7 protein-coding genes are annotated in these 17962 nt (G+C 52.3%); 4 read left to right on the top strand and 3 right to left on the bottom strand.

Features of this window, described 5'->3' with window-relative positions:
- Positions 1-2025: gliding motility-associated C-terminal domain-containing protein (locus tag JHJ32_RS22010; RefSeq protein WP_200122779.1), on the top strand; the 2025-nt coding region annotated here is incomplete at its 5' end.
- Between the two features lie 57 nt (positions 2026-2082).
- Entirely contained in the window at positions 2083-2979 is an 897-nt protein-coding gene (locus JHJ32_RS22005) for a PorP/SprF family type IX secretion system membrane protein (RefSeq protein WP_200122777.1), read from the top strand.
- Between the two features lie 523 nt (positions 2980-3502).
- On the opposite strand, the gene JHJ32_RS22000 is transcribed toward JHJ32_RS22005, so the two are convergent.
- Positions 3503-3892 carry a response regulator gene (locus JHJ32_RS22000; protein WP_200122769.1) on the bottom strand — a complete coding sequence of 130 codons (390 nt, stop codon included), beginning with the start codon at positions 3890-3892 and terminating at the stop codon, positions 3503-3505.
- Positions 3893-3911: 19 nt separating this feature from the next.
- The gene (locus tag JHJ32_RS21995) at positions 3912-5834 is read right to left on the bottom strand and encodes a PAS domain-containing protein (RefSeq protein ID WP_200122767.1); all 1923 of its coding nucleotides are present in this window, start codon (positions 5832-5834) and stop codon (positions 3912-3914) included.
- Positions 5835-6097: 263 nt separating this feature from the next.
- On the opposite strand from JHJ32_RS21995, the gene JHJ32_RS21990 reads away from it, so the two are divergent.
- Positions 6098-6742, top strand: coding sequence for a response regulator transcription factor (locus JHJ32_RS21990; protein WP_200122759.1), 645 nt, complete (start codon positions 6098-6100; stop codon positions 6740-6742).
- Here JHJ32_RS21990 and JHJ32_RS21985 read toward each other — a convergent pair.
- The gene (locus JHJ32_RS21985) at positions 6714-9731 is read right to left on the bottom strand and encodes a HAMP domain-containing sensor histidine kinase (RefSeq protein WP_200122757.1); all 3018 of its coding nucleotides are present in this window, start codon (positions 9729-9731) and stop codon (positions 6714-6716) included. The two genes, JHJ32_RS21990 and JHJ32_RS21985, sit on opposite strands and share 29 nt — an antisense overlap.
- Positions 9732-10084: 353 nt before the next feature.
- On the opposite strand from JHJ32_RS21985, the gene JHJ32_RS21980 reads away from it, so the two are divergent.
- Positions 10085-17962, top strand: a 7878-nt coding sequence (locus tag JHJ32_RS21980) for a DUF11 domain-containing protein (RefSeq protein ID WP_200122755.1), incomplete at its 3' end; no start/stop codon positions are given.

The following is a 17962-nucleotide window of genomic DNA, read 5'->3' as shown; positions in this document are numbered from 1 at the left end:
ACGGTAAGCTTCACGGTTGACAAGACCGTGCCGGTGGTGACAGGCGTTGCAGATGGTTCAAATTACAAGAACACGGCCACACCTACTTTTAATGATGGCAGTGCGTTACTCAACGGCAAGCCCTATGATTCGGGTACACCGATCACAGCGAAAGGAACATACGAACTGATCGTGACGGATAAGGCCGGAAATACAACCATCATCCATTTTACCGTCGCGGATCTACCGGGAGCGCCTACGGGCCTACAGGCCACGCCGGGCAACAAGCAGGTTACGCTGAGCTGGCAGGCGCCCGCGGACGAGCTGCTTCCGGTGACGGATTACGTAGTCCAGTATTCGAGCGACGGCAGTCAAACCTGGATTACAGCCGAGCATCCACCTCTGACCGGCACCCGGGCTGTGGTGATCGGATTGGAGAACAACCGCCCCTACCGGTTCCGCATTGCTGCGGTAAATGAGTTTGGTGTGGGTGCATTCAGCAAACCGCTGGGAGACATCATCCCGACGGAGCCCGTGCCGGACGGTGAAGGAAACCTCCCCGAGCCTGCGCCGGGTGAAACCGTGGTGATCACAGACGGCAAGGTGGAGGCTATAACACTCGAAGTAGTGGATGAAAAGTATCTTCGGTTGCGCGGTGACGGCTATGCCATGATCTTGGCTTCATTTGGCATAGACGGCGAACGCATCCCGATTTCAACGATCGACGCGGTGATCCGGTTGGTGCGTGGCGAGGGAGCGGGCGTATCCGTGAGCGGTGAGGGTTTTGAGCCGGGTACGGTGGTGACAGTTTACCTGTTTTCGGTTCCTGAGCTGGTTGGTCATATACCGGTGAAATCGGATGGCACATTTGCAGGTACCTTGCCGGTGCCGGTTCATCTGAAAGCCGGCCGTCACACCTTGCAGGCGAACGGCATTGTGGCCGGTGGCGGCGAGCGATCGGTGTCGGTCGGGCTGCTGTTGGTAGACAACAAGCCACAAAATATTGACTTCGATGCGTTGACAAACAAAACTTACGGCGACGGGCCGGTTAAGCTTTCTGCTTCAGCCACGAGCGGGTTGCCGGTAAGCTATACAGTGACGGATGTGGAAGGAAACAAAACGGACATCGCCTCGATAAGCGACGGCAACGAGCTGTATATCCACGGTGCAGGTGAGGTGGTGATAACGGTTACCCAGGCAGGCGACCTGGAATACGGACCGGCAAATCCGGTATCAAGGACGCTGCGTATCGCCAGGGCACCGCTCCGGGTGAGCGTGGCGGATGCCACACGTGCCTATGGCCAACCCAATCCGGCATTCGGACTGTCGTACAGCGGCTTCGTGAACGGCGAGGATGCCTCCGCACTGGCGGTTCAACCGGCGGCTACGACGGCGGCAATGGAAACGAGCGGACCGGGCAGCTATGCGGTCGTGCTAGGCGGCGGCGAATCGGATAACTACGCCTTTGCCTACAGCGGAGGTACGCTGACTATTACGAAAGCCAATCAGGCCATTACCTTTAACGCACCGACGGAAGTGACCCGCGATGCGGGCACTGTTCAGCTGGACGTAGCGGCCAGCAGCGGGCTGCCGGTAAGCCTGACGGTCGACGACGAACAGGTGGCCACACTGGAAGGCAACACGTTGCACATCCACCGGCTGGGTACGGTTCGGATCACGGCCACACAGACGGGCGATGCGAACCACGAAGCGGCCGAAGCGGTAACGGTGACGGTACGTGTGGTCGACCCGGCTTCGAACTTCCCAATCCGCGTGCATCAAGCGGTGTCGCCCAACGGCGATGGCATCAACGAGTTTTTGATGATCGAGGGAATCCGCGATTACCGGAGCAACCGGGTGAGCATATTCAACCGCAACGGTACGGTGGTGTGGGAAGCATCAGGCTACGACAACGACCGGGTGGCGTTCCGCGGCATTGGCACCGGGCAGCAGTTGCTTCCGGCAGGGACGTACTTCTACATCGTGGAAATCGGCACGGGCAGCGGTACGGAGTACCGGAAGGGTTACTTCGTGCTGCGGTATTAAGAAGAATGTGAGATAGCAGATATGAGACAATAGACAACAGAAATGAGATATCAAAATATGAGACGGATTGCGATATGTTTAGCCTGGGTGGCAACGAGCGCATTGACTGTAGCCTACGCTCAGCAGCCATTGACGCATACGCAGCATGGACAGCTGCGGACGGTGGTGAACCCGGCGGCGAGTTTGATGAGCCAGGGCGGTGAGGTGTCGGTGATTGGCCGGCGGCAGTGGGTGGGAATGGACGGCGCGCCGACGGTGTTCTGGGGCAGCGGCCACGTCGGCTTCGCGGGCTTCGGCGCCACGGCGGGGCTGAATATCCGCCACGAGAGCCTGGCGGTGGAGAAGCTGACCGAGGCTTCGGCCTTCTTTGCCAAGAGCGTGCGGATATCGGAGACGGAGTACGTGGGGCTCTCGCTGAATGCGGGGGTGAGCTACCTGGACGGGCGTTTTTCGCAGCTGGACCCGATGGATCCGGCTTTCCGGGAGGACGTCCGGGAGACGGACGCGCTGGTGGGCTTCGGGGTGATGCTCTACCGCCCGGAGCGCTATTACGTGGGGCTTTCGCTACCGCGGCTGATGCTGGGAAGCCTTGGGGTGGACAGCGACAGCAGATACAACTTCCGCAACCTGTATCACCTCACGGCTGGGGCGCTGTTTAATATGGGGCCGGACTTCCAGTTCCGCCCGTCGGTGCTGGTGACGTATGCGGAAAGCCTCCGGCCGCAGGCCGAAGCTTCGGCGCTGGTGTTCATCAAGCGGACATTCGGTATCGGTGCGAACGTGCGGAGCTACGGTGAGTTCGCGGGCATGGCGCAGTTCCTCTTCGGCGGTTTCGGACTGGGCTACAGCTACCAGTTCAACCCGGGAAGCGAACCGCTGAACAGGCGCATCAGCAACACAACCCATGAAATCGGCCTCAACTACCGATTCGGCGGAGTAGCGGGGTTACTGTAAGTGATGCCTGAATGTGCCTTGTCAGAAAGCGGGACATTTGGTTTTGCCGAATGTAACTAAGTCTGCCAAGGAAATTGCCTATGAGCCGGGTGTTCAAAACCTGGCTCATTTCATTAGTTTTTCAAGGCCCGTGCATCCCATGCATTGCGCCAATCGGGGGACTCGGGGCTAACCGATTTCCGCAAACCGCAGATTCATCCGATGGATGTAATCGTCTGCGGCGTGCCGATTTCTTATAAGATTTTCGCTTTTTATTAGCCATCGCATTTCTTTTTTTCATATTTGTGAATGAAATGAATAAGTTTTCATTTGGTAAATTCAGAACAGTGATTCTGTGTTTGTTTTAAAATGAACGCCACCTATTAACCTGCGGCAATGGGGTGCCATGCACACGCGAGCAGCACCAGGCCAACAGGCGTACGGAGGTGACGGTGCTGGAGTATTAAATAACCCTAATTTTTTGTGATATGGATTGGATACAGGAGCACCGACTGCTCGACAGGGAACTACCAATGCCAATATATCAATGGCGAAGTTCAGCCAGCTTACTGGCACTTATCGGCTTACTGATGAATTTGTAAACAAACGGACTTTCCATGGCACGCTGCCTGTCCTCCGGATGCAATGAAGACGACAACATGACAATGATGCATTTTTTCTGTATTTCCTCGGGAAGTTTTTGATATTCGTCGAGAAAATCGAAGCCGCTCATCTGAGGCATATTGATGTCCAGAAAAATGAGGTCAGGCAGGGATTCCGGGGCTGATTTGCAGTTTTCGAGGTATGCTAATGCATCCATGGCAGATTCCATGGCTATTACGTCATGTGCGAAACCATACTTGGCCATCACTTTTTGTGCCATAAAGCGATCTATCTTCGCATCATCGATAACCATTACTTTATTGTAAGTCATAACTTATTGGTTATGCAGATTATGATTGGTTTAAATTCGGGATTTTTAATGTAAATGCTGTACCGATACCTGGTTCAGAGTATAATTCAAGTGTACCGTTCAATTTTTCGATGGTCTCTTTTACGATGTATAAGCCCAATCCAGATCCTACTGATTTTTTTGACACTCGATAAAACATGTCAAATATTTTGCTTTGAAATTCGTTGTCAATTCCAATCCCGTTGTCCTTAACGCATATCGTAGCTTCGGTTGGCTCCGTGTTGATGGTTACCTCAACATATGGGGCATCCGCGTCTGGATTGTAATATCGTATTGCATTTGATATTAAGTTATTTAAGATAATCTGCAAGCGGCTACTGTCGGAATAAAAGTGCTGATTTTTATCCACATTCACTCGTATGGCTACGTTTCCATCTTCGCGGCTCATAAATTTCAAGTTACTTATCACAGCGTCCAGCATCTTGGAAAAGTTGATTTTTTCAATTTTGATTTCGGAACGCGAGTTTCGAGAATAATCAAGAATGTCCAGGATAAATCCGTCAAGTTTTTTTACGCTGTCCTTCATCATGGACAGATTTTCCACGACGTCAGCATCACGCGTTTCGGACTCCGTAAATTCGATAAGGCCTAAAATTGATGCAAGCGGGGCCCTGAGGTCATGAGAAACGCTATATACGAAGCGGTCGAGCTCATTATTTGTTTTTTTCAAATGTGTGTTCGCAGACTTCAGGGCTTCTTCATACGTTATTCGTTCGGTTATGTCACGGAAATTCGTAACAATACCCTTAACGGCAGGTTCAGCCAGTAAATTCTGGCTGACGCCTTCCAGCCAAATCCAGTTTCCTTCTTTTCTGCGAAACCGGGCAATAAACTTTTCGGTAGTGCCGGGTGCTTCAAGTATTTTATTTTGGATGGACAACAGCGTGCGCCTATCATCCGGATGGAACAAACAGACCATATCGACATGGTGAAGCTCGTCAGGCGTGTAGCCCGTAATCCGATGCATAGCGCTTGATGAAAATAGAAGCTGCCTGTCGAGGTTGGTTACAGCGATACCATCGGACGAATTTTCAATCAGCGTCCTGAATTTTTGCTCGCTGTTTTTGACGGCGAGTTCGGCCTCCTTGCGGATGGTGATATCGGAAACGACACCGTCGATCCGAATCAAGTTGCCATTTTCGTCCAGCGTGGGCGTCAGCGTACCGCCGAGCCAGCGGATGCTTCCGTCCTTATGATGTATTCTGTATTCGTTCGCGACGATTTCACCGCGCCTCATTACCGGGTCGCCTGCCCGAATGATATGTTTGTCTTCTTCCAGAATAACGTCCATCCACAGGTAGTTGTTTTTATGAAATTCGTCCACGGTGTAACCATAAACCTTTTCACAGGCAGGAGACATTTGGAGAATTTTGTATTGCTGCATGTCTACTGAATATAAGACTTCATCTATTTTCTGGAAAAATGTCGCCATTTCTTTATGGGCACGCTCAAGGGCCGAATTCGTTTCCTTCTGTTCCGTAATATCCTTCATGGCTCCGCAAAGCTTTAAAGGAGTTCCCGTTTTGTTTTCCCTGATCACCTGAGCAATGCTTCTGGTGGTGATAATACGCCCATCAGGCAATATATGCCGCTGCTCTAAATCGTAATCCGCACCTTCCTTAATGGAACGTTGGGCAGCTGCCATGACCATGGGCCGATCATCGGGATGGACGGAGTTTATAAAGGTGTTGAAGGACGGCGTTATTTCTCCAGGTTCGTAGCCCAGAATGCGGTACGTCTCATCCGACCAGTATTGCGGGGCATCGGGGTTTCCAACGGAAAGATCTAATTCCCAACTACCAATTTTCGCCATCTTTTGAGACATTTCTAAATGAAACCTATAGTCCGGAATGTGCTCATTGCCGTCCTTACGGAGTGGCCTTTTTGGTAGTTTGGCTTGCATAGTCAGACGTTAATATAGCGATGTTTTAAAATTAAGAAATAAAATCCGTTGTTTTAAACAGAATTGTTATCTCGTCATGATGATTCTTTTGTTTGATTATCAGTTTATTGTGAGATTCGAATGCTTTTGTTGCAGGCAAACGTTTTTTTTTATTGCAATATAACGATATCTTTATTCGCAGATACTTATAGGATAATCGCTATATTGATAGGATATAGTGAATCCCTGACATTTTTTGCTGTGCGTAATACTACTGTTTTTACATGCCGTTAAACGTTATCATTGCTGATGACCATGGCGCTGTTCGCCTTGGTCTGAAATACATGATCCGCGATTGGATGCCTGAGTCACGGATTTCGTACGCCAAAGACATGACCGAACTCACTGCACTCTTGGATGCGGTATCTGCCGATGTGATTATACTCGATATCAATCTGCCCGGGGGAAATAATTTTCAGGTGGTCAAGCAGCTAAAACAGAAACGCCCACATACCCGGGTATTGGTCTTCTCGGCGTATAATGAGATGCTGTACGCATTGCGCTACATAGACGCCGGTGCCGATGGCTATTTGCAGAAAGACGGGGATGAGGAGGATTTTCGGGAGGCGATGAATACGGTTTGCCGAGGACGGAAATACCTGAGCCCCAAAATGCGCGATTACCTGCTCGAACGCCGGTCGGGCAATGCGGCGCAGACCGAAAACCCATTAGCGGCGTTGTCCGATCGGGAAACCGAGGTTTGCCAGCTGCTGGTGGCCGGAAAGGGCGTCAGCGAAATTGCGAACGAGCTAGACCTTCATACCTCTACCGTGGGTACTTATAAAAGCAATATCTATGCAAAGCTGGCCGTGCAAAACCTTTCTGAACTGATTGCCAAGGTTACGATGTACGCCGTGACGCGAACGTGATGGTGATGGCTGTCCCCTGGCCGATTGCACTTGTTATCGTCATCCTGCCATGGATGAGCTTAACCATGTGCCATACCAGCAGCAGCCCCAATCCGCCGTTTTCGCCGGACAGTTTTTTCGGCTGGCTGTTGGCCGGATTGCTGTAGCGTTCCACTTCGCTGCCGGACATGCCTGTGCCGGTATCCACCACCTTCAGGGCGTACACGTCGCCGTCCGTCTCCGCCGATACGTAGACAAACCCGTTTTTCGTGAATTTGGTGGCATTGTCCAGCAGGTTATGGAGAATAATCGATAAGATCTCCTCATTCGAGTGCACGATAAAGCTTGGTAAAATCCGATTGACCAGGCTTGTCCCGGCGGCCGTGGCTATCGGGTTGAACAGCTTGAACTGCTTCTGGGCGATGGCGTGCAGGGATACCGCGCTGAAACGGATTCGATGGGTATTCAGCATCACCCGGGCCAGCTGCGAAAGGTTATTCGAATACCGGAATATCTGCTGCGTGGAGTCGTATACCAGTTGGATTTCCTGCGCCAGTGGCCCCTCTTCGGCCTGGCTGTGGGCGTAGATGCCTTTTAATGCCTGCACCACATAGTTCAGCGGCGCACGGATATCATGTACCATCGAGGCCGAAAACAACTGCTGCAGGGATTGCTGCTGCGCAAGTTTGGCGGAGTGCGAGGCCACCTTGAGGCTAAGCTGCTCATTCTGATGGAGGATAAAGCGCGTCCTAAGCCGGATGATGGCCCAGCCGACGGCGATGCACAAGGCGGTGAGCACAACCAAAAACCAAGTGGTCTCATAAAAACGGGGCGTTACATAAAGCGTTATCGAATGGTGGTGGAAATCGTCTGCCTGCCACCCCTGGCGCATCTTAAACGTCACGGTGTGATAGCCAGACGACAGATCATTGATGGATAACGTATGGTCGGCCGGATTCAATCGCAACCATTGCGCCTTGCCGGTACCGGAGGAAATTGCGTATTCCAGGCGGATATTCTTCAGGTCGCTGGCATAAGGCATGGATATGGTGAGGTTGAGCCGCGAAAAATTTGATGGCAGCTGTATGCTGTCGCGTGCCGGAATGGCTGTGCCATCCAGGTTTACCCCGTCGACCAGCAATGGCCCCGTCGGCCACTCGCCACGGATGCTGTCTGGATGGAACCAGACCAACCCATCCAGGGAGGGGAAAGAAAACATGCCGTTGGGCAGTTTGATAGCGCAAGGGTTGCAGCCACCGTTGAACTCATTGGTGGCAAAACCGTCATCAACGCCGAAATGGAAATAATGCGGCTTCATGGCCTGAGGTTCGCGAAAATCCAGCAGGTGTTGTTTGTGTACCCAAAGAAGGCCTTTGTTGGTACTGATCCAGAAATAACCCCGCTGATCTTCCAATATGCAATGCGCGGAGCGAAGGACCCCCCCTTCGTCCATCGGCATCGGATACACGACGTTGTCTTCATAGAGGAAAACGCCGCGTTGCTCCGTACAGATCCACAGCCGGGAGGGCTGTGTCTCATCCTGGTGGAGGCTCCGTATATGGTGCCGCTTCAGGCCTGTTATCGGATAGGCCGTTTTCGTGCCGATATGAAACCGGTAAAGCCCTTTTGTAGTGCCTATCCATACGTTTTCGGCATCGGCCTGCTGGATTAATGAAATGGCGCTTGGCAACCGGGCCAACAACGTAAAGGTGCCCGTATCGTGATTCCACTGGAACACCCCGCCTTCGAAGCTGCCGAACAGCAGGTTGTGCCCCCGGGGCTGGAATAGCACTCGGCCGGGTTCGGGATTGGGCGCTTTCTGCAGGAGCCTGTCGCCCAAGGCCAAGTGGCAGAACAGGGTATCCGCGGTGAGCGTCCACAACCGGTCGTCGGCGTCATACACGTGCGCATATTGGCGGTCCATGCTGGAAAATGCGGGCATAACCCGGCATCGCCCCGCGGTGTCGTAGCGTTTGCCATAATCAGTCAATACCGATCCGTCCTTCAAAACGAGCTGCGTATAATAGATATCATGCGGTGGCATCTCCGGACTCCGGATGACCGAAAAATGCTTCCGCCGGAGCACAAACAGCCCCTTGCTGTCGCTGCCGAGCATCAGCCGCTCGTGGGCGATATCAAAGTATATAACGACAATACGATTTGCCTCAACATCGAAGCCACTTAGGATGCGCGAACTCAGCAGGTTGCCCTGCCTGTCGGGGCGGAGCCAATAGAGGTTATCGTTGACGTGCACAAACAGTTGATCGGCCGCATTGTTCCAGAAGAGGCTAAAATCGCCGTTCGGCTGTTCAGCTGCCAGGTCGCCAACGATGCGCACGGGGCGGATGGTACCCAGCGTGTCGATAGATAGGACGTGGTGGAGGTCTTTGATGTAATATAAGCCATCGGCAAGGCTGACGAACTGCCAGAACGATTCCCCCGGATTCGGGATGCAGACAGTTGGCGCCGCGGCACCACTGGGGTACCAGGCGATCGAATCTTGTTTAATCACATGATGTGCCCCGCGGATATCGCCCATGCGCAGGTTTTCGATCTTCGGATTGGGGTAGCGGTTGGGGAGCCCAGTGCTGAAGTCGTTCACGGGTCGTTCCCATGATATGCGATCGTGCAAAGGCGGCGCTGTTCGGCTGACGATGCGGGCCGTGCCGTCATAAAGATAAACCCATTGGCTGCTGGCGGTATGCGCCCACAGTGCGCCCGGCACGGAGTCGGCATGCAGGCTCGTCATCCGCTCGCTCTCCAGCCTGGCAGACAAGCTGTCGGGCAGTTTGAACCGTTTATGCCCATCGAACCGTACCACGCCCCGTTCGGTAATCAACCAAACGAATCCGAGGTTGTCGGGCGCGATGCCTTTAATGCTATTTTGCGGCAACCCGTGCGCATCGGTATAGTGGAAAGTCAGGTAGTCTGTTTCATCGGCTTGGATGAGTAGCGGCAGGAACGAAAAGATACAGCATATAAGCCGTGACCGAAGTTTGGTGAACCCCATTGGTGTGTTGAGATAGATGGTATCGTTTGACGAACGACGAAGGTAAAAAAAAATTACGCGCAGTTGGGGAGAAAAGATCACAAAGGTTTAAATATAGAAAAATTACTATACCTCATTCGAAAAACTACTGTAGCCATGTCGAAAACAAACGATTGACGTCGATGGTTAATTGGGGATATTTTTGATTGCTGAATAAGGCATCTATCAATTGGCAGGTACTAAATAAAGAATCCTATGAAAAACATCTACCAGGTTTCCCGCATCTGACCCTACATCACCACGACATCCATTACACTTCCTCTCATATATATATAGGGAGTGGGTAACTTTTTATTGCAAACCGTGAAAAAAGCATGAACAGCATTATTACTCCTTTAACATTTTTATTAGGTAAGTTGGGTTTAATCCTTGGGCGCGTTAAGCTGGTGGCTTTGCTGGCGTTTCTTGCGTTCTTTTTTAATATAGGCAAGGTCGCTGCGCAAACCACTATTACCTTTGATACGGAATATTGGTTAGCGCTGCCGACGACGGACGTCAAGTATAGATCCGGGTCTATCTTTCGTATTTCGACGTTCGACTCTCCTGCGACGGTAACGTTAAGTGCTCCCTTAGTGCCCGGATTTACACCGAAGATAATCAATGTTGCGGCAAACAGTACGGGGAGTATCCCATTATCTGATGAGGAGGTGGCGCTACTTGTCAACAACGTGGGCAACAGTGTTGCAGGGACAGGCGTATTCGTCACAACGAACGCCAGAATTTCTATTTATTATGAGCCCGGGTCCAACGAACAAAGCCCGGACCTCCTGCCGTTGAAGGGGAGCGAAGCATTGGGGACCGAATTTTTGGTACCCATGCAGCAAACATCGTCGGTTCGTGATCCCGATGGTCGGCAAGGGTTCCTGGTATTAGCTACGGAAGACAATACGAACGTTACCATTACGCCCAAAGCGGCCATAACCGGCCGTGCAGCTGGTGTGCCTTTTACCATCACCCTTCATCGAGGCCAAACCTATTTTGCTGAAACACCCGGCTTGGCACCAGCCACATCGGGTAGCTTGGTGACGTCCGACAAACTGATTGCTATTACTATTTTTTCAGAGTTGTTGCGCCATGGTGCGGGAGCGGCCGATCTGGGAAGTGAACAAATTGTGCCGATAAAAAATACCGGAACGGAATACCTGATTGTGAAAGGGTATCGTTCTGAAGGCGATATCGTTTACTTTACAGCGGTTGAAGACGACACCGAAATTATGGTTAACGGCGCATTGGTCGCAACCTTAGCAGCGACCGAAACATATACGTTAGCTACGGGTGCCACCGAAGCTTTTCATGTGCAAAGTTCGAAAAACGTGATGGCTTTGCAAATGTCCGGGGTTACGGACGAAGTGTCTTTTAGCCTGTTACCTGCTCAACTGGGCTGCAACGGTTCAAATATCGTTAAAGTAGTGCGGGCAAATAATACCGGTTTTTATGTGAACATAGTCTCACCTACGAATACAGGTTTCAACGTAAACGGCAACACTTCGTTGCTCGCGCCTGCTGCTTTCCAGGCGATACCCGGTACGGGCTGGTATTACTCAAGAATAGAAGTGCCGAGCGAGCTAGTAGGTGCCGGCGCTGCTGTAATCGTATCGAATAGCGACCCTGGTGTTAGATTTCATATGGGGGTTTTCCATACGAATGTTGGCGGAGCACGTTACGGTTATTTTTCCAGCTATGGCGGCACGGTAATCAACTTTCCGGAAGCCGAAAAGGAGGTCTGCGTTGGGCAATCGGTTAGTTTTACGCCGTATGTCGTCTCCAATGAGCCGATCACGTCCTACACGTGGACTGACTCCGATGGCAATGTGATTGCCAATGATGAGGTGCTCATGTTGGATGATGTTTCTCCAGGGCAAAGCGGTACCTATACCCTTAGCATAGAGACTGCCGTCTGTACAATAGAGGAAAGCGTGCAACTGTTCGTGACGACCACGCAAGGCACGCCACCTGTGGTAGGACTCCAAAATCCAACGGCCCCCTGTCTTCCGCATGCCGTATTCGAAGTAAAAGACCCGGATCCGGCTTGGGTAAGCTACCAATGGTATATGGATGGTACGTTGATTCCGGGAGCAACGGGTGCTACGTATCAGCCGACTACCGGGCAGCTGGGCGTCTTTACGGTAAGCGCCACAATGGACGGCGGGTGTAATACACCGCAGTCAAGCGGTATCACGCTGGACAGCAACTGCCCGGTGCCGTTTGAGTGTAATGGGTCGGCGTATTTGGTGAGCTCATCCGGGCCGGGGGTACCGTCTCAATTATATATTGTCAATCCGGAGAACCCAACAGAGGTGTGGGCTACACTTACGCCCGATATACCGGATATCTATAACGCAATTGGTTATAATTTTGAAGACAATTTAATTTACGGGCTGGCAAACGGAATGTCGGCGGAGCTGGAACCCGGTGAGTTCGTGCGGATCGACGCCGAAGGGAAGGTGACCGGTTTGGGTGTGCCTACCGCAGTAGCGGGACAGGCTCCTGGCTTGCCTGTGTGGACAACGACAAACAGCAGCGGAACGTTCGTAAGCATGGCGCCGGGCGTGGTTGGGCTTGATAACATGTTCTACGGTTTGGTTTCCAATACCGCCAATCCGGACGATCGGTACCTGGTGACAGTAGACCTCATATCCATGACGTATACCACCAAAAAGTTAAGTGATAATTATATATTGTCTGATCTGGCCTTTTCGCCATACGATGGCATGCTTTATGGACTTTTGGGGGCAGGAATCGTTCAAACCGACCCGACGACTGGCGAACAAACCATCGTGACTCCGGCCTCGGGCACTGTTCCCGCCGCAGTTGCCGGAGGCGCATGGAACGACGTGCAAGGACGGGTTTATTTTTATGCGAATCCGGTCGGCGGTACATTGAGACTATATCGTTATAATCCGATTACCAACGCCTTTGCCGACCTAAGCGCCGTTACCGCTTATCCAACGTTTGATGCCACGGCCTGCTACCCGACGCGGATGGATAAAAAGGTCATTATGCCGGCAGGCGGATTGAAACCGGGCGATGTGGTGGAATTTGAGTTCAGTATCTACAACAGCCAGGTTTCACCGATGACGTATGAGTTTGAAGACGTGCTGACATCAACAGACCTGAGCTGGGTGGATGCTTCGGTAAGCCCCGCATCGCCCGGGGGCGGCACGGTCAGCATTTCCGGAAATACCCTGCGCATTTCCGGCATTACGGTAAATCCGCTGCCGCAGACCGGCGGCTTGCCGCTTACCTTCCGCGTATCGGTGAAAGTCGCAGATAATGCTGCATACAATACCTGCTATACCAACCAGGCAACGATAAGTACTGGAAACGTGACGGTGTTTAGCGATGATCCGGATACACCGGAAGGAAACGACCCCACTACATTCTGTACCAACCCATGCGACGTACCGGCTCCGATAAGCGGCGGTAACCTACAGGCCTGCTTGGCTGATCTAAGCGGTGGGAAGCTGACGGCATCTGCGACCGTTCCGGCAGATATGCAACTGATTTGGTACGATGCACCAACCGGTGGAAACGTGGTAACCGATCCGAGTTTAAGCACGGTTGGAACAGTTACTTACTATGCGGCTGCAGACGACGGGAGCTGTGTGAGTACCCGGACGCCGGTCACATTACATGTAACGGCGACACCAATGTTGGACGAAGTGCTGGACATCGTTTCTTGCGGGCCGTTCGAATTTCCCGCCATCGTAGGTGAGTACTTAAGCGGCAACGAAGCATACTATACCGCACCGAACGGCGGGGGGACCAAATACCTGCCGGGTGATGTGATCAGCACGCCGGGCACTTCTACCCTCTACATTTTTGATCAAAGTGAGGCACTTGCTAATTGCCAAGGCAGCTTAACGGTAGCACCGAATACAAGCTATGTTATTAATAACCTGTGGAACGACAATACGCACTTTCAGTATACTGGAACCGTCAATCCCGCCTTCTTCCAGGGAACGGCTGATCAACAGATTCGGTATGATAATCCGGGTACGCCGGTAGGCAGTGGCTCACAAACGTATTTAGGCGTTGTGGGGGATATGTCGGTAGGCAGTACTGCCGACTGTTTTGGAACCGAAGTGAACGTTCAAGCACAGGTAACGATTACTAACCAAGGGCCAGGAAGCGGCGCTGGCTATTCGGGAAGATTAGCGATTTTTAACAAGGCGACCAACCAGATTTTATACGAAATTGGCCTGACTGCCAGTTTTCCGGCCAATGCGACCATGACGCCCACGGTGTCCGGCGTTGTTCCTGTTGCGGACGTGCTTGCGGGCAACATTGCGGTATTGATCGCGGTAGAGACTTTCCAAGGCACCAGTAAAAATTGGTTGCTTTCTAACTTCGGCGCGTCTTACCAATTCTTGCCGGAAAGTACCCAGGCTTGTGCTGCTGAGCGGAGTTTTGCGTTGACTATCAATGAGGTACCTGCGGCGCCGACCAGCGATGGGAATCAACAGGCTTGTATTGCTGACGTTGCGGATAAACTCACCGCTACCGCCACGCCCCCCACCGGAGCAACATTGACCTGGTACGATGCACCGGTAGGTGGAAATGCGGTAACCGATCCGAGCTTGGATACGGTTGGTGTGGTTACCTATTACGCCGAGGCTGACAATGGTACGTGTGTAAGCTCGACCAGGACACCGGTGACATTGAGCATCATGGAGTCCCCCGTGCTTTCTGAAATTGACAATGTCGTCAATTGCGGCCCCTATGAATTGCCGGTCATACAAGGCGAGCACCTTACCGGGAATGAAGCTTATTATACCGGTGCGGGTGGTACCGGCACAAAGTACTTACCGGGCGATGTCTTCAGTACACTGGGTACGTCTACACTGTATGTGTACGATGCAACGGAACCGAGCGCTAATTGCGCTGGAAGTTTATCGGTATCCAACAATACGAAGCTTACCCAGGCTGATATGGGCGGTGCTTACCTCTACGACGTTGACAACACGAATTTTTGGAACGGCACGGCCAGTACGGATATAAATTACGACCCGGCTGACCCGGCCTGGAACGGCCAAACGTATAAGACGATTGCCGGTGACATCAACATTACAGGCGCTACGGACTGTTTCGGCACGCAAGTGCAGATAACCGCAAAAGTAACCATAGTGAATAGGGGGCCGGGAGCAGGAAACTTATATGCAGGCCAACTGGGCATTTGGCATAATGAGACCAACGAAACGCTATATACCACGCATCTACGCTCCACGCCGGTTGGGCCGGCAATCAATGTGACCGTAACAGGCGTGGTGCCTTTGGCAGATTTAGCGGCAGGCAAGCTTTCGTTTGTTGTTTCGCTGGAAACGCTGCATGGTAGCACCAAGAGTTGGACGGTTTCCGATTTTGAGGCTGATTATCAGTTTCTGCCTGAAACGACGGGCGTGTGTTCGGCCGAGCGCAGCTTCGAGCTGACCATCAACGAATCCCCGGCAGCGCCGACCAGCGGCGGCAACCAACAGGCGTGTATTTCGGATCTTACCGGTAAATTGACCGCTACGGCCGTTCCACCGGCCGGCGCACAATTGGTTTGGTATGACGCCCCCGCGGGTGGTAACGTGGTGACAGACCCCAGTTTGGATGCGGTCGGTACGGTTACTTATTTTGCGGCAGCGGATAACGGGATATGTGAGAGCACGACCCGCACGCCGGTAACATTGAGCATTACGGCGTCTCCGGTGCTGGATGATATGGAAGACGTATCCGCCTGTGGAGTATTTACCCTGCCGGAAATTACCGGAACGGGCTTATCCGGAAACCAGGCGTATTATACCGAACCGAATGCCGGCGGAACGAGATACCTGCCGGGCGATCAGCTGAGCACCGTGGGTACAACGACGCTTTATGTCTATGACGAAAGCGGAGCGGTTGCTAACTGCGCCGGAAGTTTAAGCGTGGAAGCCAATACGAGTTATCCCAAAGCTGATTTCGATCAGCTGGCCAACCAGAACACGGTGATGCAGTTTCCACGGGCAATAAATCCGGCGTTCTGGAGCGGCACCGGTACGCAAGTGATTGACTACAATGCGGCGGATCCGATAGTCGACGGCCAGACGTATCCGGCGATCATAGGCAAGGTAAGCATCGCCGATACCGATAACTGCTTCGGTACGGATGTATTTGTTTCGGCCGATGTGACCGTAACGAATAACGGCCCTGCCAACGGCCTTGGCGGCGTTGGTTATGTCGCGATTATCAATACCGCGACAAATACCCGTTTGTTTCAAGGCGGAATGCCAACAGGTCCGGCTGCCGGAGCCACGTTCCAAGCCCATGTGGAAGGTGTTGTACCGGTGGCGGACGTGCTGGCCGGAAACATCAGCATCATGATTGTGGTGGAGACCTACCACGTAGGTGCTAAAAACTGGACGTTGTCGAACTTCCAGTCGGCTTATCAGTTTTTACCCGAAGTAGCGCAGAACTGCTTTGACGAGAAGTCGTTTGCGGTGACGATCAATGAGGTGCCAGCGGCGCCGATCAGCGGTGGTTCTCAGTCGGTATGTGAAGCGGATATAACGGAGCCGTTAAGAGCGACTGCTATCACATCGGACGGTGCGAATGTAATTTGGTACGATGCACCAGTTGGCGGTAATGTGGTTGCTGATCCGATACTGGCGACACCGGGAACGGTAACCTATTATGCCGAAGCGCAGTTCACCGGAGGTTGCAGCAGTGTTACGCGCACTCCGGTTACCCTGGTGATAGAACCATCTCCGCAAATTGATCCTGTTGAAGATCAGGAAGTTTGCGAGGAATTCGTGCTGCCCGAGATTACCGGCCTAAACCTCACTCCGAATGCAGCTTATTATACAGCGCCTGGCGGAGGCGGCCAGCGTTTAGAACCAGGTGATACGATTAGCACGGTAGGAACGACGAACCTGTATATATACGATAAGACGGAAGGACAAACGAATTGTGCTGGATCGCTATCGGTTGTAAAAACGACAAAAGTGAGTCAAGCGGACATCGAAGCTCTTTTTTCCTTTGTGCCCCATTATCTGACAAACACCTACGATCAAGGACTTTGGGAGGGCGTGCAAACAGAGATTAACTATGATGCCAATGATCCACAAGCAATCAGTCAGACGTATAAAACGGTTGTGGGAGACGTAGTATTGGCAGGCTCTCCAGCATGTTTTGGTTCTGCAGTGCGGATTAACCCGAAGGTTAGGATTACAAACGACGGTCCACATAACGGAAGAGGGTATGCAGGCCGGGTATCTATTGTCAATAATGCTACCAATACCGAAATAAACTACGTCCAATTGACGGAAACTCCTGTGGGAAGTCCGGTTGATATCGACCTAACCAGCGTAGTACCTATCGCCGATTTGGTAGCGGGCAATATTAGTATCGTTATTTCGGTAGAAACCTATCACACAGACAATTTTATCAAAGATTGGACAATATCCGACTTTTCGGCTGACTATCAATTTATACCGGAATCTACTGAAAGCTGCTTTGATGAAGAAAGTTTCAGTGTAACGATTTATGAGATGCCCACCGCCGTTGCGGGCGCTGATCAAACGCAGTATAACAGCGGTGTGTTTACATTGGATGCCACAACACCGACGGTTGGAACCGGTGAGTGGAGTGTGGTTAGCGGTACGCCTGCGGTGGCAATTTCTGATATCACGGATCCGAATGCTAGCATATCATTGGATCCGAATACGTCTGTGACCCTGCGTTGGACGGTTACCAATGGAACGTGTGTTGCTTTTGATGATGTGGTGTTGACATATACCTTACAAGCGGATATTGAGACGGTGAAGGTAACCAGCACGGCCGGACAGACGACGTTCACGCCGGGCGAGAGTGTGGACTATACGATTACGGTGACGAACCACGGCCCGAGCGATGCAACCGCTGTGAACGTGGAGGATACGGCACCAGCCGGTACGGTGATAACAAACTGGACGGCGGTGGTGACCAGCGGTACGGTGGGCCTTCCGGCTACCAGCGGTAGCGGTAACCTGAATGAGACGATACCCACATTGCCGAATGGCGCGGTGGTAACCTATACGGTGACGGTACAGACGCCATCGGACTTCACCGGCACGCTGGTGAATGCGGTGACGGTAACCACACCGACGCCGGACCCCAATCCGGACTGCCCGCAGTGCGAGACCACGCCGTTGACACCCACACCGGAAGCGGACATCGAAACGGTGAAGGTA

Source organism: Parapedobacter sp. ISTM3 (genome assembly GCF_016533505.1).
GTDB lineage: Bacteria > Bacteroidota > Bacteroidia > Sphingobacteriales > Sphingobacteriaceae > Parapedobacter > Parapedobacter luteus.
The sequence above is the reverse complement of the archived record's forward strand: the minus strand, read 5'-3'. Positions and strand labels throughout refer to the sequence as shown.

Bases quoted from the DNA above. Each gene is read 5' to 3' on its own strand.
- JHJ32_RS21990 (WP_200122759.1), top strand. From the start codon at position 6,098: ATGCCGTTAAACGTTATCATTGCTGATGACCATGGCGCTGTTCGCCTT.
- JHJ32_RS21985 (WP_200122757.1), bottom strand. From the start codon at position 9,731: ATGGGGTTCACCAAACTTCGGTCACGGCTTATATGCTGTATCTTTTCG.
- JHJ32_RS21995 (WP_200122767.1), bottom strand. From the start codon at position 5,834: ATGCAAGCCAAACTACCAAAAAGGCCACTCCGTAAGGACGGCAATGAG.
- JHJ32_RS22000 (WP_200122769.1), bottom strand. From the start codon at position 3,892: ATGACTTACAATAAAGTAATGGTTATCGATGATGCGAAGATAGATCGC.
- JHJ32_RS22005 (WP_200122777.1), top strand. From the start codon at position 2,083: ATGAGACGGATTGCGATATGTTTAGCCTGGGTGGCAACGAGCGCATTG.